We start from the raw sequence: 18,751 nt of genomic DNA, 5'->3' as shown, positions 1-18,751 counted from the left end.
TCATGCGCGGGCGGGGCACTGTTTTCCTCTTTTTTGTCTCCGCAATGATGCTCGACGCACGGCACGGCTTGGCGCAGGCGCCGGCGAACTGGCAGACAAGTTTCGGCGTCTCAGCCTCGGAGACGAAGGAGCGGATCGTTGCGCTGCACGACCACATATTGCTGATCGGCGTCTGCATCGTCGCGCTCGTCGCCATGCTGATCGGTTTCGCGCTCTTGCGCTTCCGGGCGAGCCGGCACCCCACGGCGTCAAAAGTCACGCGCATGCCCTGGCTGGAATTCGGCTGGACGATCGCGCCGGTGCTGGTGCTGGGCGCGATCGCCGCCCCGTCGCTCCAGCTGCTCGCCTATGAGAGCGATATTCCCGACGCACAGTTGACGATAAAGGCCAGCGGCCATCAGTGGTTCTGGCGTTATTCCTATCCCGACAATGGCGGCTTCGCATACGATTCCATCATGTTGCCGCCGGCCTCCGTTCCGGCCGGTGAACCGCGTCTGCTAGCGGTCGACAATCGCATGGTTGTCCCGGTCGGCGCTGTCGTGCGCATACAGGTGACATCGTCGGACGTCGTGCACTCCTTCTTCATGCCGGCACTGGGCCTACAGATTTACGCCATGCCCGGGCGCCTCAACGAAACCTGGACACGCGTCGAGAAGCCGGGCGTCTATTACGGGCAGTGCAACCAGATCTGCGGTCTGAATCACTCCTTCATGCCGATCGCGATCGAGGCCATGGCGCAGCCTGATTTCGACGCCTGGGTGCGGGACGCTGCAACGCGATATCCGGTCGTCAGCGCCGCCGCTATATCAGCGCAGGTGGCGAAATGAGCGCCACCGAACATAGGCCCGAGTGCCGGTCGATTGCGGCCTGGCTGTTCACCACCGACCATAAGGCGATCGGCACGCTTTATCTCGGATTCGCGATCATGGCGGGGACCCTGGGCGGCGCGATCTCGGGCTACATGCGGCTCGAACTGGCGCAGCCGGGCATGGACTATGTCGTCAACGGCCAGTCCTGGAACGCGCTGATCACCGCGCATGGCCTAATCATGATCTTCTACATGGTGATGCCGGCGTTGATCGGCGGCTTCGGCAACTGGTTCGTCCCGCTGATGATCGGTGCGCGCGACATGGCCTTTCCGGGACTGAACAGTCTCGGCTTCTGGTTGCTGCCGCTGTCCTTGATCATGCTGATCGGGTCGCTGCTGGTCGGCGACGGAACGGGTACCGGCTGGAGCCTCTATCCGCCGCTGTCGGGCATAGACGGCCAGCCCGGACCGTCGGTCGACATGACGATCCTCGCGCTGCACTTGGCCGGCATTTCTTCCGTGATCAGCGCGATCAATTTCGTCACTACCATCCTTAACATGCGCGAGGATCGCTTGCCGCTGTTCGGCATGCCGCTGTTCGTGTGGTCGATCCTGATTTCGTCGCTCATGCTGCTTCTCGCCATGCCGGTGCTGGCGGCCGCGCTGGCGATGCTGCTTGCCGACCGCAATTTCGGCGGCGCCTTTTTCGATCCAGCCGGCGGCGGAGACCCGATGCTGTTCATGAACCTCTTCTGGTTCTTCGGCCATCCGGAGGTCTACATCATGATCCTGCCGGCCTTCGGCATCATCAGCCAGATCGTCTCGCGGTTCTCAGGTCGCCAGATTTTCGGTTATCCCGGCATGGTGCTGGCGATGGCATCAATTGCGGCGCTGGGTTTCATCGTCTGGGCGCACCATATGTTCACCGTCGGTGTAGGCTTCGCGCCGCGTGCCTTCTTCACGCTGGCCTCGATGGTAATAGCGGTGCCAACCGGCATCAAGGTGTTCGCCTGGATTGCCACGATGTGGGGTGGGTCGATCCGCCTCACCGTGCCGATGCTGTGGGCGCTGGGCTTCATCATCATGTTCACGGTCGGCGGCACGACGGGGATCGTGCTTGCCAATGCCGGCGCGGATCAAGTGCTGCACAACACCTACTACGTCGTCGCGCATTTCCACTATGTGCTGAGCCTCGGCGCGACCTATGCGATCTTCGCGGGCTTCTATTACTGGTTCCCGCGCATGACCGGACGCATGTTCCCGGAGTGGGTTGGACGGTTGCATTTCTGGTGCTTCTTCATCGGTACCAACTTTCTGTTTTTCCCGATGCATTTCCTCGGACTGGCAGGAATGCCACGGCGCATCGCGGATTATCCGGACGGTTTCTTGGGCTGGAATATGATTGCGTCGCTCGGCGCTGTGCTCGCGCTCGCCTCCACGCTGCTGTTCCTGGTGATGCTTGCGGTCTCGCTGCGGCGTGGCGCGCCGGCCCCCCGCGATGTGTGGGGCCCGGCTTTCACGCATGAATGGGATGACGATCCCGAGATGGCGCGTCCGCGTGGCACGGCGGGCGCGGAGGCAGGCGCGTGAGCAAGACTGTCACCGAGGTCGGCGGCACGGATGGCCGATGGCCTGTCGCGATTGCTGTCTCGCTGTTCCTGCTAGCGTGCGCCGGTCTCGCGCTCTTCCACCCGTCGCTGTTCGGCACGCTGGCCGGCAGCATCGCGGTACTCGGTCCGCTCGTGATCGCGGTGGGGCTTCTGCCATTGTTCATCGCTCTGACAGCGTGGTCGCGGGCGACGAGTGGTGAGCGTGCGAATGGTCCGCAAAACACCTTTGGCCCGAGGATCGCGATCATCGCCTTAATCGCGTCCGAGGTAGCGTTCTTCGCCGCCTTGTTCGCCGTCTACCTACGATACGCGATCTATCCGGAGATCGCGGGGTTCAACTCATGGCCACCTACGCCGATGCGCCCCGACGACCCTTGGGGCGGCCCGCTTCTCAACACAGTGATCCTCCTCGCGTCGGGGGTCTGCGTCGCAGCGGCGCATGACTGGCTTCTGAAAGAGCGATGGCAGCTTTCGGCTATCGGGCTTACCGTGGCGATCGCGCTCGGCGGCGTGTTCGTCGGCCTTCAGCTTCGGGAATTCAGCCTCGCCTCGGTGGGATTCCGCGACGGTGTCTATCCCTCGATCTTCTTCCTTACGACTGGCTTCCACGGCCTGCACGTCGTTATCGGCATCTTGTTGCTGTCGATCGCCGCATATCGGGTGATCCGCGCGCGCTCAGCCGGCGGCGGCGGCTTCATCACGACGGCGGCATCCTGGTACTGGCATTTTGTCGATGCGGTGTGGCTTCTGCTGTTCGCCGTCTTCTACGCTTGGGCCAGCTAGGAGCGTACCGACGCGACGTCGACTAGCATCGGCATTGCTGAAACATATCTGGGAGCCGGCTGAGGGCGGCCTTCGCGGTTCAAAGTTGCATAGAAGCAAACTTAAAAGCACCCAGAAGAGCTGCCTCTGGCGGAAGTGACCTTACTCCATGATCGATCAGTTTCCTGCAGGATCAAGTAGTGTAGTAGCTCCCGTCCTCGATCATCAATGACCAAGCACATCTCAAGCTGTAGTTGCAAAAGAATTGCGGCCGTGGTTTTGCCTAAAGGCAAGTTGCGTTTCAGGATGAGGGCCGCAATGGCAGAGGGTCATTCAATTGATCACGAACTTGCCGTAAAGGCGGTGGCGTCTTCCGTGCACGATGCCATAGCGACTCGCCATGGCTTGCGCGGAGGGAACACGAGCCAGGTGACCGGCGACGGCAAAGTGGGGAGCGAATGGACGCTGTCCTATGAAGGTGCGCCGGACTTCAGCTGGCGCGTTGACCGTAGCGACGCGTCGGGCGTGCTGTGGACCTGCACGCAGGGTCCAGGCGACTCGGTCGGCACCATGGTGGAATACGTATTTGAGGACATGCCGGACGGGCGAACGCGCGATCTCGCTCAAGCATGGCGGCTGGCCGCACCGCGGGGGGCATTTCCAGAAGTGCAACACGCTGTGGGGCGCGATGCTGTTCCAGCTCAAACGTTTCGTCGAGAGCGGCAAACCCGCGCCTGTCCATGTGGGCGATCTCGGTGAAGGTCAACCCGTCGGGCGGCATCGTGACCATTCCGAACCTGTCGGAAAACTTGCTCGACCCGGCCGGCGTGCCGAACGGCATTTCGTCCAAGGTGATTATCGATGCAACGACACCTGTCGCCCCCGACCGGCGCGTCGACTCTGGCGAGGAACTTGACACGCCAGAGGGCACGGACGCGTGGCGCGAGAAGCTGGCCGATCGCCCGCGCCTATGGCTCGCACTCGCTGCGCCGCGCCCGGCGCCTACTGACCTATATCGAGGAGCAGGGGCTGATCGTCTGCCAGCTCGACGGGGTTGGAAGGCGGACGGTGACGCTGGTGGAATTGGCCTGGGCGACTGCACCGGGGGATCCTAATGCGGAGGAGGTGGAGCAGGGGAGCTTGGCTGTGTGAAGGCTGATGCGATTTGGGCGAAAACTGACGTCGCTCAACATCAGCAAAGCGCCAAGAGCCGCCGGGGTGGGTGGCCGATCAGAGTCTTCGCAATCTCTGTCGCCACGACATGCTCGAAAAATGCGCGCCCTTGGCGAACAGATCCCCGTCCTCCTCCGCGACCTGTCTTTACGCAGGGGGCTCAATCGGCATTGTGGGTTTACATCGGCAGACAAGCCCCTAGTTTTAGAGTTTCGCGCCGCGCACCTTAGTGCGTAGATGATCGAAAACGGACCGAGAACTCTGGCCGGTCCCTCAAAAACTCCCAAAGGATGACTGCCATGACACAGGCCAAGAATGGCGACACCGTGCGCATCAATTATACTGGACGTCTAGCCGACGGCACTCAATTCGATTCTTCCGGCAGCGAACCGCTGCAATTCAAGCTCGGTGAAGGGCAAGTGATCCCCGGCCTTGAGACCCATGTCGAGGGCATGGAGGTAGGCGCGAAAAGCACCGTCACCGTTCCCGCCGACGCTGCCTATGGCCTCCACCGCCCCGAAGCGGTCATGACCGTCGACCGCGCCAGGGTGCCGGACAACCTCAACCTCGATATCGGTACTCGATTGCAGGCCAGAACCCCCGAAGGGCGCCCCATGCAGGTGACGGTCGTCGGCGTCGACGACGCCAGCGTCAAGCTCGACGTCAATCATCCGTTGGCCGGAAAGGATCTGGTGTTCGACGTTGAACTGGTCGAGATCGTTCAGGCGGCGTAGACTATGCTTCGGTCAAAAGAGGCCCCGGCTCCAGCGCTTCCCCTACCGATCCTCAATAATCCGCAAATACGCCGCCGTCACGAACAGCACGATCAGCCCGAACAGTATCCGCCGCGCGCCTTCCGGCATTTGTAGGATGGTCAGCAGGGTCGTCAGCACGGTGAGGATCAGCGCCCCGATGATCGTGCCGGTGTAGCCGCCGCGGCCGCCGAAGATCGAGGTTCCGCCGATCACCGCGGCCGCTACCGAAGGCAGCACCAGCGGCTCGGCGAGCGACAGCGACGGCGCCTTGATCAGGCCTATATAGAGCAGCCCGGTGATGCCGGCGAGCACGCTGGAGATGACGTAGAGCGCTGTGATGACCTGCCAGTAGCGGACGCCGGACAGGCGTGCCGCCCCTTCATTGTCGCCGACTGCGTAAAGCAGGCGGCCAAAGCCGGTGCGGTTCAAGGTGAAGACGATGAGGACGGCGATGGGCACGAACAGCAGCAGCGCGTTGGGCACGCCATAGGTGAGGCCAGTGCCCAACCAGGCCAGGAAGGGCGGAATCTTGGCGCCCGAAGCGATGACGGTGCGCTGATAGACCTGCAGGCAGCCGGTGCCGATCAGGCTGGTGCCGAGCGTCATGATCAGCGGGTGCACGCGAAACACGCCGACGCCGATGCCGTTGACCAGGCCGATCAGCACCGCCGGCACCAAGGCGATGAGGATCGCCACCGCCGGGTCATGATTGACGACCTGCGTCGCCATGATGAAGGCGCTCATCGTCGCCACGGTCCCGACCGACAGATCGATGCCGCCGGTCAGCATGGTCATGGTCTGGCAGCCGGCGAGAATTGCCAGCGGAATGGCGAATTTGACGGTGTTGGCGAGCCAGCGCTCGTTGACGATGCCGGGGCGCAGGATCTGCAGCACCAGCACCAGGAGGACCAGCAGGATGATCAGCGGGATCAAGGGCCGGTCGGCCATGAAGCGCTTGAGGCGGCGGCCGAAGGGGACGGGTTGGATCGCGGTTGTGCTCATGAGGTTGCTCGCGATTGGGGTGGCGCGATGCCGGGACAGGATGGCGTTCTACGGCGCCCGCCTCTGTCCTGCCGGACATCTCCCCCACGGGTGGGGAGATTGGCAGCTTCGGCGCCTCGCTTATTCTTGGAACGCCGACAATTGGCGAAAGCCGTCGCGCCGTCCGATCTCCCCCCAAGTGGGGGAGATGTCCGGCAGGACAGAGGGGGGCGCCGTCGAGCACCGACCCCATAAACCAGCCTCACGCCATTGCTCATGATTGGCGGCTCCGCATGGTGATGAAGGCGCCGAACATGACGACGGCGACCATGATCGCGCCCTCGATGATTGCGGTGACGTTGGGATCGATGGCCAGCAGCGTCAGGTCGGTGCGCACCAGCCGCAACACGAAGACGGCGACGATCGGGCCGAGCAGTCCGCCCTTGCCGCCGCCAAGTGCGACGCCGCCGAGCACGACCGCCGCTACGCTGGCCAGAAGATAGGGGCCGGGAATGGGGGCGCCGATGCCGGTGCTCATGGTCAGCGCCAGCCCGCCCATGGCAGCGAAAAGCCCCGACAGTGCATAGGCAATGATCCTGGTGCGCGCGACCGGCACGCCGCTGCGAAATGCGGCGAGCTCGCTGCTGCCGATGGCGTAGATCGACAAGCCGAGTTTTGAGCGCTTCAGGGGTATCCAGATGATGCACAGGCAGACGACCAGAAGCACCAGCGCCTTCGGAATCCAGGCAGAGATTTCTGGCAAGCCCGGGATCGAGACGGTGCCGACGATGGTCGCCCGCAGCCATTCGGCGACCGCGCCGCCGGGCGCGCCGAGCACCAGCAGCGCCGCGCCCTGCAGGACGAAGAGGGTGGCCAGCGTGACGACGATATCGGGCACGCGGGTGACGACGATCAGCATGCCGTTGACGGCGCCCAGCACCAACCCCATGGCCAGCACGAACGGCACGACGAAAAGCGCGTATTCCTCGCTGGCGCCGTCCATCATCGTGGCGGCGGTGACGCTGGTCAGCGCCATCATCGCGCCGACGGAAAGGTCGATGCCGCCGGCGATGACGACAATCGTCTGGGCGGCCACGGCAAAGGCGTAGGGCAGCACCGCGCGCACCAGCGAGCCGAAATCGCCGCTGCCGTAGCCCGGCTGGATGAGCCTGGTGATCACCAACAGGACCACGAACAGGACGAGCAGGCCGGCGACCCAGCCCTGACGGCGGACGAGGCGGGTCAAGGTTTCGCCACCGGGCTCGAGTGGATATCGGCAAGAATGCCGACGTCCACCTTGGCGCCGCGCGGCAAGCCGTAGGCGGCGCGCATCAGTGCCGGTTCGTCGGCGAGTTCGACGGGGAAGACATCGACGACGCGCCCGCCAAAGATGACGATGACGCGATCGCAGACACGCTGCACCTCCTCGAGTTCGGATGTATAGAACAGCACCGACTTGCCCTGGTCGGCGAGTTCGCGCAGCAGCTTGTAAATCTCCTGCTTGGTGCCGACATCGATGCCGCGCGTCGGGTCGAAGCAGAGAATGGTCTGTGCTTCAGCGGCGATCCAGCGGGCGATCGTCACCTTCTGCTGGTTGCCGCCGGACAGGCGCTGCACCTCGCGCTGGGCGCGGGTGTCGATCTGCAGACGCTCGATCGCGCTGACGACCCTTGAGCGTTCCTGCGCCATGTTGATCGGTCCCCAGTTGCGCAAGGCGGCGCTGAACGGGAGCGCGATGTTTTCGCGCACCGAGCGCTGCATGGTCAGCGCTTCGGTGCGGTCGCCGGGCACATAGGCGATGCCGGCGCGGATCGCATCGGCCGGATGCGCGAATTTCACCGGCTGCCCGTCCACTTCGATGGTGCCGCCGGACGGCCGGATCGAGCCGGCAAGCGCGGCGAACAGCTCGTCCTGGCCTTGCCCCTCGAGCGCGACGACGCCCGCGACTTCGCCGTTCACCAGATCGAACGAGACGTCGTTGAGCTTGGTGCCGACACGAAGGTTCGCCACACCGAGGCGTGGACGGCTATCCCCAGGCGAAGCGGCCTGGCCCGCCTGGCGCGCCGTCACGCGCGTCTTTTCGATCCTGGCGCCGAGCATCATCTCGACGATGCGCTCCTCGACGCCCGGCTCGATGTCGACGACGCCGACAGTCTCGCCGTCGCGAAGCACGGTGGCGCGGTCGCAAAGCGCCGATATCTCGACGAAACGGTGGGAAATGAAGATCACCGAACGGCCGCTGTCGCCTTGGCGGCGAACGACCTCAAGCACCTTTTCGGCAAGGTTCGCCGGCAGTGCCGCGGTCATCTCGTCGAGCAGCAAAACGTCGGGCTCGACCGCCAGCGCGCGCGCCAGATCGAGCACGCGCAGCACGGCCAGCGGGATGTCGCGCGCGATGTCGCGGATGTCGAGGTCGGGAATGCCGAGTTCGCGCACCCAAGCGCGGAACGGCTCGACCGGCGTGTCGGTCAGGCGAAGGTTGGAGGCGACGTCGAGATCGGGGATGAGCGACGGTTCCTGGTAGACGGGAAGCAGGCCGGCGCGGCGCGCATCGGCGGGCGAGCGCACGTCGCGCGTCTCGCCGCGGATCAGGATACGTCCGGCATCGGCGCGGATGGCGCCGGTCAGGATTTTGACCAGCGTCGATTTGCCGGCGCCGTTGGCGCCCATCAGCGCGTGAACCTCACCCGGCAGAACTGACAGCGACGCGTTGCGCAGCGCCACCACTGCGCCGTAAGTCTTGACGACGCCGGTGGCGTCCAGGAGAGGGTTGGTGGTCAAAATCGCGTTGCTCTCGTTGCAAGTTGTCTAAAATGGCGATCCTGCCTTCTCCCCTTGTGGGAGAAGGTGGCCTCGCGAAGCGAGGTCGGATGAGAGGTGTTCCAGGGAACACCAACTTCTCATTCCTTCCAGCACCCCTCATCCGTCTCGGCGCTGCGCGCCGATCCACCTTCTCCCACAAGGGGAGAAGGCAGAAGCGCGGCAGCGATTACTCGCCAGGGCCCTTGCAGGCGATGATCTGCTCCTTGGTGTAGGTGGTCCATTCCGGAATGGAGATCGAGACCGGCCATTCCGGGCTCAGCGACGGATCGGCGACGCCCTTCAGTTTGGCCTTGCCCTCTTCGGTGGCGTTCTCCCACAGCTGCGGCTCGACGAGAACGGTCTGCTCCGCCGGCTTCTTGCCGTTCAGGATCTGCAGGGCCAGGGTCACGCCAGCGCCGCCGATCGAACCAGGATTGGTCACCGCCGCGCCGACAAGGCCTTCGACCGAGTTCAGCTGGCCGACGAAGCCGGCATTGTCGGCGCCGACCACCGGCACCAGCGGCGTCTGCGACTCGACCAGCGCATCGACGATCACATTGTCGATGCCCGAGGTCCAGATGCCGTTGAACGGCGATCCGGTGGCGATGAAGTCGAGGATCTGCTGCTTGCCCTGGTCCTGCTGCCAGCCGGTGAAGACCTCATGCACGACCTTGACGTCGGGGAATTCGGCAAGCGCCTTCTTAAAACCCTTGTCGCGGTCGCTGTCGGCCGAGGCGCCGGCGGCGCCACGCATATAGACGACGTCGCCCTTGCCGCCGATCTGCTTGAACAGCCATTTGGCGCCGAGATAGGCATACTGTTCCTGGTTGTTGGAGATGATGTAGGCCGAAGGCTCGGTGACCGCCTGGTCGACGGCGACGACGACGATGCCGGCCTTGGTGGCTTCCTCAAGCGCTGACTTGATGCCGGCGGGATCGGCCGGGTTGACGACGATTGCGTTGACCTTGGCGCTGATCAGGTTGCGGATATCCTCGAGCTGGCCGGCGGCGTCGGTGTTGCGATGGGCGATGTTGAGCTTGGTGACCTCGCCGGAGGCAAGCGCCTGCGCCTTGATGGCGCAGATCATCTCCTCGCGCCAGCCATTGCCCTGCACCGTGTTGGAGACGCCGATCGTGTATTTGGCTTCAGCGGACGAGATGCCCACCGAAGCCAGAAACGCCGCGCCGGCAAGCAGCGGGACCATTGCCAGATATTTTTTCATTTCAGTCTTCCTCCACCTTGTTTTCAGTTCAGTTCGAAAAGGGGCCTCATTTCACGAAGGGGCGCAGCACGTCGCGGGCGAGCAGAAAGCCGCGCTTGACGTCGTCGTCGCTTCCCTCAAAGCGCCGGTCCTCGTGTTCGATGATGATGGCTCCGTCGTAGCCGGCGCGGTAGAGGCCGGAGAAGATCACATTCCAGTCGACATCGCCAAGCCCCGGCATGCGCGGCACCTGCCAGCCCATGCCGGCCGAGAGGATACCGCGCTCGTAAAGGCCATCATGATCGATCATCAGGTCCTTGGCATGGACATGCAGCATGTACGGGCCGAATTCCCTGATGAAGCGGGCCTGGTCGATCATCTGCCAGACCAGATGCGACGGGTCGAAGTTCATGCCGACGTCGCCGCCCCATGCCTCGAGGATGCGGCGCCAGATATAGGGCGAATAGGCGATGTTGTGGCCGCCCGGCCATTCGTCGTAGCTGAAGATCATCGGGCAGTTCTCAAAAGCCAGCTTGACGCCGTTGTCGCGCGCATGGGCGATGATATCGGGCCACAGTTTGAGTGCCTCTTGCCAGTTGGCGTCGATGGTTTTTGAGGCGTCGCCGCCGCAGAAGGTGTTGACGACAGGCACGCCCATATGGCTCGCCAGCACGATCACCTTCTTCGCATGATCGACGACGGCCTTGCGGTGGGCGGCATCGGGATGCAGCGGATTGGGATAAAAGCCGAGGCCGGAGATCGACAGGTTCTCTTCCGCCAGTGCGGCGGCGATTTCCTTGGCCTGCGAGGTCGAGGTCGAGGCGGCGTCGATATGGCTGGTGCCGGCATAGCGCCGGGCTGCGCCTGAGGATTTCGGCCAGCAGGCGATCTCCAGCGCCTCGAAGCCGGCAGAACTTGCCCAGTCGGCGACCTCGCCAAGCGGGGTGTCGGCAAACGGTGCGGTGAGCAATCCGAGCTTCATGTGGCCCTCCCGTGGTTCACGACCGGCCTACTATGCCGATTGTGCAGGCCGCTTCAACCGTGTCGCCGCCGGCAATGCGCAAACCTGTCTGACGAATGCCATCGGATCGTCGCAGAGCAGGCCATCGTGAGCGGCTGTGACAGCCGTGCGGAACGGCTGGATTTAGTTAGGCGTCTGACAACAGCAGGACTTCCCTTGGCTAGGCACCAGCCCACTCCCGCAACGACCTGATTCTGCTCTTGTGGGGCGATTTCGGTCGAGCTAATGATGTGTCGGGCTTAGGGGTTTGAAGTGACTGACATCATCACATTCGTGGTTGCTGGCGCGTGGGCGGCAGTTGGATTTGGCGTGATCTGGTACGTCAGAACGAGACCGCCTATCCCTGAAGGTCACGAGGACCCCGATCTGCGAGAATGGCTTGATGGTCAGGTTTAAAAGCCCCAAGCTCAAAGCCCGCCAGAGCGCGTTCGGGGTGCGCCGCTACAGCTATCTTCTTGATTTTACTGGAGTAAATTTCCGCTGGTGGAGCTGAGGAGGATCGAACTCCTGACCTCGTCATTGCGAACGACGCGCTCTCCCAGCTGAGCTACAGCCCCGTCCAGCGGAATGGGCGCATTTATCGGGCGCGGCGGTTTCCTGTCAAGACGGCGTTTTGCCCAAAAGCCGGGCGGCCAGCCACCGGCCTGCCGTGCCGCGAAGCTGGCTCTTGCCGCCTCCGCCTGCAATGGCTACATGTCGGCAACAATCGGAGACCGGCATGATAGCCCTCATTCAGACCATTGTCCTGGCGCTTGACATTTATTGGTGGATCATCATCGCTTCGGCGATTTTCTCCTGGCTCTACGCCTTCAACGTCGTCAACTCGCGCAACCAGTTCGTCGATAGCGTCAGCAACATGCTGTTCCGGCTGACCGAGCCGGCGCTGCGGCCGATCCGCCGCTTCCTGCCCGATCTCGGCGGCATCGATATTTCGCCGATCATCCTGCTTCTGATCCTGTTCTTCCTGCGGCAGTTCCTGCTCACCACGGTGGCGCCGCTACTCGTCTGACGGCGGTTCCATGACCGGGCCGTTTCGCCCGCGTAACGACGGCGTCGACCTGTTCGTCCGGCTGACGCCGAAAGCGGCGATGGACAGGCTCGAAGGGATCGAGATCTCGGCAGACGGGCGAAGCCATCTGAAGGCCCGCGTCCGTGCCGTGCCGGAAAACGGCGCCGCCAACCAGGCGCTCGAACGGCTTGTTGCCAAGGCGCTGAGCGTGCCGCGGTCGGCCGTCTCGGTCGTCGCCGGCGGCACGGCGCGGCTGAAGACGCTGCGCATATCAGGCGATCCAGCTGCGCTGGCGAAAGCCATCGAGGCGCTGGATGGCCGCCCAAGCGCGCCGCGGTGAGGTGGCCTGCGGCGAGGTGCTTTTGATCAGACATCGTCGGTCCGCGGCGCCGAGGTTGGCGATTGGTCCTCCGTGGGCCCTCGCTCTACACCAGCCCGCGCTTGGCCATCATCGCTTCGGGCGACGGCATCTTGCCGCGGAAGGCGGTGTAGAGCTCTTCCGGGTCTTTCGAGCCGCCGGCGGCATAAATGTTTTTCCTGAGCCGCTCGGCCAGCGCCGGATTGAACGGGTCGCCCGTCTCCTCGAAGGCGGCGAAAGCGTCAGCGTCGAGCACCTCCGACCACATGTAGGAATAGTAGCCGGCCGAATAGCCGTCGCCGGCAAAGATGTGGCCGAAATGCGGGGTGCGGTGGCGCATGGCGATGGTGTCGGGCATGTTGAGCTTCTCGAGCGTTTCGGATTCGAAACGAAGCGGCTCGTCCGGCGCGTCCGGCCGTGCGTGGTAGGCCATGTCGACCAGTGCTGAGGCGGTGAACTCGACCGTGGCGAAGCCGGCGCCGAAGGTGCGCGCCGCCAGCATCTTGTCGACCAGTGCCTTCGGCATCGGTTTGCCGGTCTTCACGTGCAGCGCATGCTTTTCCAGCACCGCCGGCACCGTCAGCCAGTGCTCGTACAGTTGCGAGGGCAGTTCGACGAAATCGCGGCTGACCGAGGTGCCCGCGACCGATGGCCAGGTGACCTCGGTCAGCATGCCATGCAGGGCATGACCGAATTCGTGGAACAGGGTTTTGGCCTCATCGACCGACAAAAGCGCTGCCTCGCCCTCCGGCGGCTTGGCGAAATTCATGATGTTGTAGATCACCGGCCTGGAGCCATCGCCAAGCTTGTAGCCGGATTTCAGCGCGCTCATCCAGGCGCCGGAGCGCTTTGAGGGCCGCGCGAAATAGTCGGCCAGGAACAGCCCGCGCTGGCTGCCGTCGGCATTCCTGACGACGAAAACGCGCGCGTCCGGGTGCCAGGTGGCGATGCCTTGCTTCTCCTCGAAGCTGATGCCGAACAATTTTGTCGCCACGTCGAAACAGGCGTCGATGATGCGGTCGAGCTGCAGATAGGGCTTCAGCTCGGACTCGTCGAAGGCAAACTTCTCGGCGCGCAGCTTCTCCTGATAGAAGCGCCAGTCCCAGGCGGCGAATTCTTCGTTGCTGCCAGCCTCGGCCGCCAGCCGGTGCAATTCGATCTGATCGCTTGCGGCCTTTTCCAGCGCCTTTTCCCAGACCGGGTCGAGCAGCTTATGCACCGCCTCCGGCGTCTTTGCCATGGTGTCGTCGAGCTTCAGCGCGGCATAGGAAGCATAGCCGAGCAGCTTCGCCTTTTCGGCGCGCAGACGCAGCATGTCGCGCACCACGGCGGTGTTGTCGGTGGCGCCGCCGTTCTGGCCGCGCATGGTGAAGGCGCGAAAGGCAATTTCGCGCAGGTCGCGGCGCTCGGAGAAGGTCGAGAACGGCTCGTAGATCGAGCGCGACAGGGTGACGGCATAGCGGCCCTTCTGGCCGCGCATCTCGGCGGCCTCGGCCATCGCGCTTTTCAGGAATTCCGGCAGGCCGGCAATGTCGGCCTCGTCAAGAAACAGCGCCCAGTCGCGCTCGTCGGCAAGCAGGTTCTGGCCGAAATTCGTGCCGAGCGACGATAGTTCCTCATTGATCGCCGCCAGCCGCTTCTTGCCCGCGGCGTCGAGCCTGGCGCCGGAGCGGACGAAATTTTTCCAGGTCTTTTCCAGCACCCGCAGCGTTTCGGCATCGAGCTTCAGGGAGTCGCGGCGCTGGTAGAGATCGTCGATGCGGGCAAACAGCCTCTCGTTCATCGAGATCGCCGAGAAATGCCGCGACATCTTTGGCGAGATGTCGCGCTCCAGCGCCTGGATCGCCTCGTTGGTGTGGGCGCCGGCCCGGCACCAGAAGATCGACGAGACATGGTCGAGCGCCTCGCCGCCAAGCTCGAGTGCCGCAAGCGTGTTCTCGATGGTCGGAGTCTCGGTATTGCCCGATATCGCCTCGATCTCGGCCTCATGCGCCGCCAATGCCGCATCGAAAACCCCGGAAAAATCGCCGTCGCCGATGCGGGTGAAATCGGGCAGGCCGAGCGGCCCTTGCCAGGTGGTCAGCGGATGGGCGGCGAGGTCGACGGCGGACGGCATGGGCAATCTTTCGTAAGTGAGGGGCCTTCGCTGCGTGGCGCGATGAGGCGGATCGTCATCGATGTAAGGCGCTGGCTTGCCGCACGCAATATCGCGACTGGTCAGTAGCTGTCGCAGTTTTCTGCGATCGCCGCCTGCGAGCTGGCAGTGATGCGGTTGTCGGCGATCGCGAAGGTTTCCTGCATCAGCACGTCGTTGTTGGGGAAATCATAACAGGCGATCACAGTGGTGACGCCGCCCTCGGTCTTTTCGATCCGATGCCGGATTTCAGCCCCGGCGACTGCGCCCTCCCAGTCGTCGATGGAGGCGATGAACTCCTGTTTGGTCTGGACGACGCCGAGATCGTCGAGTTTTATCCGGACGTCGTCGGCAAGCAGATCCGACAGTTCCGTGCGATCGGCGACCAGTAGCGCCGCATACCAGCGGCCGATGAGCGCGCCGTCGTCGGCGCCGGCGGATATGACTGAAAACAGCAGCGCCGCTGCGGCCAAAGCGATCGAACGGCATGCCATGCAACCCTCCTACGTCATCTCCGGCCGCTCGAAGTCGCCGGTGTCCTTGTTCATCACCCAGAGTTCGCCGGTCGAGATGTCGAACCAGGCGCCGTGCAGCGACAGCCGTCCCTTGCCTTCCAGGATCGAGACGCAGGGAAAGGACCTGAGATTGGCGATCGAATAGCGGATCGAAATGCGCTCGAGCGCGGTCTGGCGCTCGGTCGCCGTCATGAAGGTGCTGGACGAAACGGTCTCGGCCGCCGGCGCAATCAGGCTCATCCACTTGCCGATGAAGTCGCCGGGCGACAACGGCGCGGCGGTACTGTCGAGTGCCGCGCGGATGCCGCCGCAGCGGCCATGGCCCATCACCACGATGTTCTTCACCTTGAGGCTCTGCACGGCGAACTCGAGCGCCGCCGAGGTCGAGTGGAACTGGTCGTCGGGCGCATAGGGCGGCACCAGATTGCCGACATTGCGCAGCACGAAGAGTTCGCCGGGGCCAGCGTCGAAGATCGCCTCGGGTGCCGCGCGCGAGTCGCAGCAAGCAATGATCATCGTTTCGGGGGCCTGGCCCTCGCGAGCAAGCGAGCGATAGCGTCCGCTTTCGGCGAGATAGCGGCCACTCATGAAATTGCGGTAGCCGGTGAGCAGATGGTCAGGGAGATGAGGCATTGGCGGCGTCTGGAGCCTTTCGGGGTTAGGCGGCAGCTCTTTAGGTCAGGAAGGCTCTAGCGGCAAAAGCCGGTGGCGAGCAATGCCGAATCGCGAAGGACGTGGTTGCCATTCGCCAATGCGATTGGCTCGCCGATAGACGGGGAGAAGAAATTCATGCCCAGATCGCCACAGGGATGCCAAAACGGTCGGCGAGCGGCGGATCCGGAAACGGCCTTGCCTCGCCGCTGGCGATGCGGCCGGCGATCAGCATCATCGCTGCGGCGTCGAGAAAGTCGTCGGCAGCAGCGCCTGGCGGCGGCGTCCGGTCGAGAAAGCCCCTGACATAACCGTGCCGGCAAAGCAGCGCCTTGCGTTCCGCCATGCCGGCCGGGTTGACGGCGCCCTTGATCTTCTTCGGCAAGCGCATCGCCTGGTCGTCGTTCAGCCGGCAGAGGGCGACTTCCGGATGCGATTCGAAGACGCGGCGGCGCAGTTCGGGACGCGCGATCAGCACGGCATCGATCTCGCGGATCTTGGCAAAGATGCCAAAAGCCTGGATCGAGACGCCGCGCGGCGGATCGGACGTCGCCTTGGCGACTTCGCTTGCCTGGCGATGCGCGGCATGCCAGGCCTCGATCGTGGTGAAGCCATCCGTATGCGCGTAAAGCGCCGCACGCGAGGGGATGGCGAAGACACTGGATTGCCTGTTGCCAAGCAGCGGCCGCACCAGAGCTTCAGGCCCGCGGCCGCCCTTTTGCGAAACATCGGGCAGGCCGATCGGCATATCGACGGCGACTGTCGCATCGGCCGGCAATGCGTCGAGCAGTGCTGCGAAGCTTGGAAAAACGGCTGCCGAAGGTGCTGCGCCCGGATCGCGGCGAACGGCGATCCAGCCGGCCTTGCAGCCGTCGACACCGACAACGGTCACGCTCTTTTGTCCCGCCCCGGATGCAGGAGATGGCGAAGCTGCACCATCGCCATCGGGTGCGACAGGCTCTGTGCGTCGGTTTCGAGCTGCAATTCGTCGCCGCCGCGCTTGGCGGTGCGCGCCAGGATCTCGTAGACCGCCGCCGTGGTCGATTGCAGTGCCTTGATGGCCGGCTGGCCGGACAGGATGCGCGCCAGATAGACGGCCGCCGTCAGGTCGCCGAGCCCATTGGGCGGCTTGTCGATGAGGCGATGCTCGGCGAGCAGCGCCTGGTTGCCGTTGAGCAGCAGGTTGCCGGTGCCGCCGGCCATCATCGCCGGCGCCGAAGTGACCAGCATGGTCGACGGCCCGGCATGAAGGGCGGCCGCCATCACCGCTTTGAGGTCGGGCAGCGGCGCTCCCGCCATCCATTCCAGCTCGTAGCGGTTGGGCGTGGCGATGTCTGCGATCGGCATCAGCCGGTCGCGCATGGCGATGGCGGTCGTCTCCGGCACATAAAGCCCGCCCGAATCGCCCATCACCGGGTCGCAGATATAGACGGCGTCCGGCGTCTTCGCCTTGACCGCGCCGACTAGCGAGGCGACGGCGTCGGCCTGGCCGCCTTCACCGAGATAGCCGGACAGAACCGCGCCGACCTCGCCGAGCCATGGCGCGCGCTCGAGATCGGCCATCAGCGCCGTGAATTGATCGAGCGGCGGCACGATGCGCGTCGCCCGTCCATGGCCCGGATGCCAGGGCAGGATGACGGTCGGCACCGCCCACACCGGAAAGCCCAGCGTCTCCAGCGCAAAGACCGCGGCGCGGTTGCCGACCGAGCCGCGCGCGACATGGCTGGAAATGACGATGACCGCGCGCGGCGCGTCGGATTCTTCGGTGCTCACGAGGTTCCTAACCCTGGATGATGAAAAGCACGAGCCAGATCAACAGGCCAATGCCGACAATGAGCCCCAGCGCCCGGCCAATGCGCGTGCCCCAATATTCGATCGGGTCCGCCCGGTCGGCGTCTGCAGCAGTGACGTCATCGCGCGCGCCCTTGGCCGTCCGCGCAACGGACGAGGCCGGGTCGGTTTCACTTGCCACGCGCTCGATGATGCGGCGCGATTCGTCGTCGCTGTCCTGGCGTCCCGCCATGGCTATGCCCTGTTTTCGCAGCGACTTTAACCTGTTCGCCCGGTCAATCACAGGGCCTTAGAGTGAATGCCAAAGCACCAGCAGCGCCCCAGGTTGAGGTCATGTTCTTGCGCGCGGATTGTGGTAATGCTTCGCCCGTCAGTCTTGTTGAGGGATTTTCCATGCCTGCCCTTTCCTCCCCTTTCGTCTTCCGCAACCTGCCAGCCTTGCTGATGATGGCGATCGTGCTGCCGCTGCTGGCCGGCTGCGGCTACAACACAATTCCGACGGCGGAGGAAAACGCCAAGGCCGCATGGAGCCAGGTGCTGAACCAGTACCAGCGCCGCGCCGATCTCATTCCCAACCTGGTCGAGACGGTCAAGGGCTATGCGGCGCATGAGAAGGAAACGCTCGATGCCGTGGTCGAGGCGCGCGCCAAGGCGACGCAGGTGACGGTGACGCCCGAGACGCTGAGCGATCCGGAAGCGGTCAAGAGATTCCAGGACAGTCAAGCCGGCCTGACCAGCGCGCTGTCGCGGTTGCTGGCAGTGGTGGAGAATTATCCCGACCTCAAGGCCAACCAGAATTTTCTGGCGCTGCAGGCGCAGCTCGAAGGCACCGAGAACCGCATCTCGGTCGCCCGCCGCGACTATATCGAGGCGGTGCGGGCGTATAATCTGACGCTGAGGACCTTCCCGTCGGTGATTTGGGCGACCCTGTGGTTCCGCGACAATCAGCCATTCGCCAATTTCACCATCGAGGAAGACAAGATGCAGACGCCGAAGGTCGATTTCGGCACGCAGCAGGGCGGGTGATTGAGCAACTGGTGAGCGTGGTCCCTATCAGCCTTGCACTCCGTCGCGCCCCCCTCTGTCCTGCTGCCATCAACGGGGGGGGCCCGCCCCCCCCCCCCCGCCTGTGGGGTGTAGCCCGCCGCCCGGGGGTGGGGGGCGGGGGGGGGGGGCGGGG

The 18,751-nt window shown here is 64.1% G+C and carries 18 protein-coding genes, 1 tRNA gene and 1 pseudogene; 8 read left to right on the top strand and 12 right to left on the bottom strand.

Annotation, left to right across the window (positions count from 1 at the left end; translation table 11 throughout):
• Positions 1–2: 2 nt before the first annotated feature.
• The 5 genes and pseudogenes from coxB to AC0L3D_RS22720 all read left to right on the top strand — a co-directional run bounded on the left by coxB (position 3) and on the right by AC0L3D_RS22720 (position 5,087).
• Positions 3–827: a cytochrome c oxidase subunit II gene (gene coxB / locus AC0L3D_RS22740; RefSeq protein WP_473645873.1), complete on the top strand. Its 825-nt coding sequence runs from the start codon at positions 3–5 to the stop codon at positions 825–827.
• Complete coding sequence (locus AC0L3D_RS22735) at positions 824–2,398, top strand: cytochrome c oxidase subunit I (protein WP_473536415.1); 1,575 nt, start codon at positions 824–826, stop codon at positions 2,396–2,398. Before coxB ends, AC0L3D_RS22735 begins: the two co-directional genes overlap by 4 nt.
• The gene (locus tag AC0L3D_RS22730) at positions 2,395–3,201 is read left to right on the top strand and encodes a cytochrome c oxidase subunit 3 (protein ID WP_473536414.1); all 807 of its coding nucleotides are present in this window, start codon (positions 2,395–2,397) and stop codon (positions 3,199–3,201) included. The genes AC0L3D_RS22735 and AC0L3D_RS22730 overlap by 4 nt, the downstream gene beginning before the upstream one ends.
• 936 nt (positions 3,202–4,137) lie before the next feature.
• Positions 4,138–4,332: pseudogene (locus AC0L3D_RS22725) on the top strand (ATP-binding protein); the annotation flags it as partial.
• A gap of 320 nt (positions 4,333–4,652) precedes the next feature.
• Positions 4,653–5,087, top strand: coding sequence for an FKBP-type peptidyl-prolyl cis-trans isomerase (locus tag AC0L3D_RS22720; protein WP_473629153.1), 435 nt, complete (start codon positions 4,653–4,655; stop codon positions 5,085–5,087).
• Between the two features lie 42 nt (positions 5,088–5,129).
• Here AC0L3D_RS22720 and AC0L3D_RS22715 read toward each other — a convergent pair whose 3' ends face one another.
• From AC0L3D_RS22715 to AC0L3D_RS22690, 6 genes are all read right to left on the bottom strand, one after another.
• Positions 5,130–6,110: an ABC transporter permease gene (locus tag AC0L3D_RS22715; protein ID WP_473629154.1), complete on the bottom strand. Its 981-nt coding sequence runs from the start codon at positions 6,108–6,110 to the stop codon at positions 5,130–5,132.
• Positions 6,111–6,363: 253 nt separating this feature from the next.
• Complete coding sequence (locus AC0L3D_RS22710; RefSeq protein WP_128181350.1) at positions 6,364–7,335, bottom strand: ABC transporter permease; 972 nt, start codon at positions 7,333–7,335, stop codon at positions 6,364–6,366.
• The gene (locus AC0L3D_RS22705) at positions 7,332–8,870 is read right to left on the bottom strand and encodes a sugar ABC transporter ATP-binding protein (RefSeq protein WP_287281918.1); all 1,539 of its coding nucleotides are present in this window, start codon (positions 8,868–8,870) and stop codon (positions 7,332–7,334) included. The genes AC0L3D_RS22710 and AC0L3D_RS22705 overlap by 4 nt, the downstream gene beginning before the upstream one ends.
• A gap of 208 nt (positions 8,871–9,078) precedes the next feature.
• Complete coding sequence (locus tag AC0L3D_RS22700; protein ID WP_473629155.1) at positions 9,079–10,113, bottom strand: ABC transporter substrate-binding protein; 1,035 nt, start codon at positions 10,111–10,113, stop codon at positions 9,079–9,081.
• A 46-nt stretch (positions 10,114–10,159) separates the two neighbouring features.
• Complete coding sequence (locus AC0L3D_RS22695) at positions 10,160–11,074, bottom strand: sugar phosphate isomerase/epimerase family protein (protein WP_473645872.1); 915 nt, start codon at positions 11,072–11,074, stop codon at positions 10,160–10,162.
• Positions 11,075–11,594: 520 nt separating this feature from the next.
• A tRNA-Ala gene (locus AC0L3D_RS22690) sits at positions 11,595–11,670 on the bottom strand.
• Positions 11,671–11,831: 161 nt separating this feature from the next.
• Between AC0L3D_RS22690 and AC0L3D_RS22685 the strand changes: the two genes are divergently transcribed.
• On the top strand, positions 11,832–12,122 hold the full coding sequence (locus AC0L3D_RS22685) for a YggT family protein (RefSeq protein ID WP_473630403.1): 291 nt from the start codon (positions 11,832–11,834) through the stop codon (positions 12,120–12,122).
• A 10-nt stretch (positions 12,123–12,132) separates the two neighbouring features.
• Positions 12,133–12,462, top strand: coding sequence for a DUF167 family protein (locus tag AC0L3D_RS22680; RefSeq protein WP_473476123.1), 330 nt, complete (start codon positions 12,133–12,135; stop codon positions 12,460–12,462).
• 85 nt (positions 12,463–12,547) lie between these two features.
• Here the strand turns inward: AC0L3D_RS22680 and AC0L3D_RS22675 are convergent, their stop codons facing one another.
• The 6 genes from AC0L3D_RS22675 to AC0L3D_RS22650 all read right to left on the bottom strand — a co-directional run bounded on the left by AC0L3D_RS22675 (position 12,548) and on the right by AC0L3D_RS22650 (position 17,803).
• On the bottom strand, positions 12,548–14,602 hold the full coding sequence (locus tag AC0L3D_RS22675; RefSeq protein WP_473645870.1) for a M3 family metallopeptidase: 2,055 nt from the start codon (positions 14,600–14,602) through the stop codon (positions 12,548–12,550).
• A gap of 95 nt (positions 14,603–14,697) precedes the next feature.
• The gene (locus AC0L3D_RS22670; protein ID WP_128181364.1) at positions 14,698–15,108 is read right to left on the bottom strand and encodes a nuclear transport factor 2 family protein; all 411 of its coding nucleotides are present in this window, start codon (positions 15,106–15,108) and stop codon (positions 14,698–14,700) included.
• 9 nt (positions 15,109–15,117) lie between these two features.
• A complete protein-coding gene (locus AC0L3D_RS22665) occupies positions 15,118–15,762 on the bottom strand; it encodes a carbonic anhydrase (protein WP_473645868.1) in 645 nt (214 codons plus the stop codon).
• Positions 15,763–15,916: 154 nt separating this feature from the next.
• Positions 15,917–16,672, bottom strand: a complete 756-nt coding sequence (locus tag AC0L3D_RS22660; protein ID WP_473645866.1) for a DUF429 domain-containing protein — start codon at positions 16,670–16,672, stop codon at positions 15,917–15,919.
• Positions 16,669–17,553 carry a pyridoxal kinase PdxY gene (gene pdxY / locus AC0L3D_RS22655; protein ID WP_473645864.1) on the bottom strand — a complete coding sequence of 295 codons (885 nt, stop codon included), beginning with the start codon at positions 17,551–17,553 and terminating at the stop codon, positions 16,669–16,671. Before pdxY ends, AC0L3D_RS22660 begins: the two co-directional genes overlap by 4 nt.
• Before the next feature lie 7 nt (positions 17,554–17,560).
• Complete coding sequence (locus AC0L3D_RS22650) at positions 17,561–17,803, bottom strand: hypothetical protein (protein ID WP_128248090.1); 243 nt, start codon at positions 17,801–17,803, stop codon at positions 17,561–17,563.
• A gap of 161 nt (positions 17,804–17,964) precedes the next feature.
• Here AC0L3D_RS22650 and AC0L3D_RS22645 point away from each other — a divergent pair, with 161 nt between their 5' ends.
• Positions 17,965–18,597, top strand: a complete 633-nt coding sequence (locus tag AC0L3D_RS22645) for a LemA family protein (RefSeq protein WP_473645862.1) — start codon at positions 17,965–17,967, stop codon at positions 18,595–18,597.
• Positions 18,598–18,751 lie beyond the last annotated feature (154 nt).

Source organism: Mesorhizobium sp. WSM4837 (genome assembly GCF_055811435.1).
Note: the sequence above shows the minus strand (reverse complement) of the source record. Positions and strands in the feature narration are given on the sequence as shown.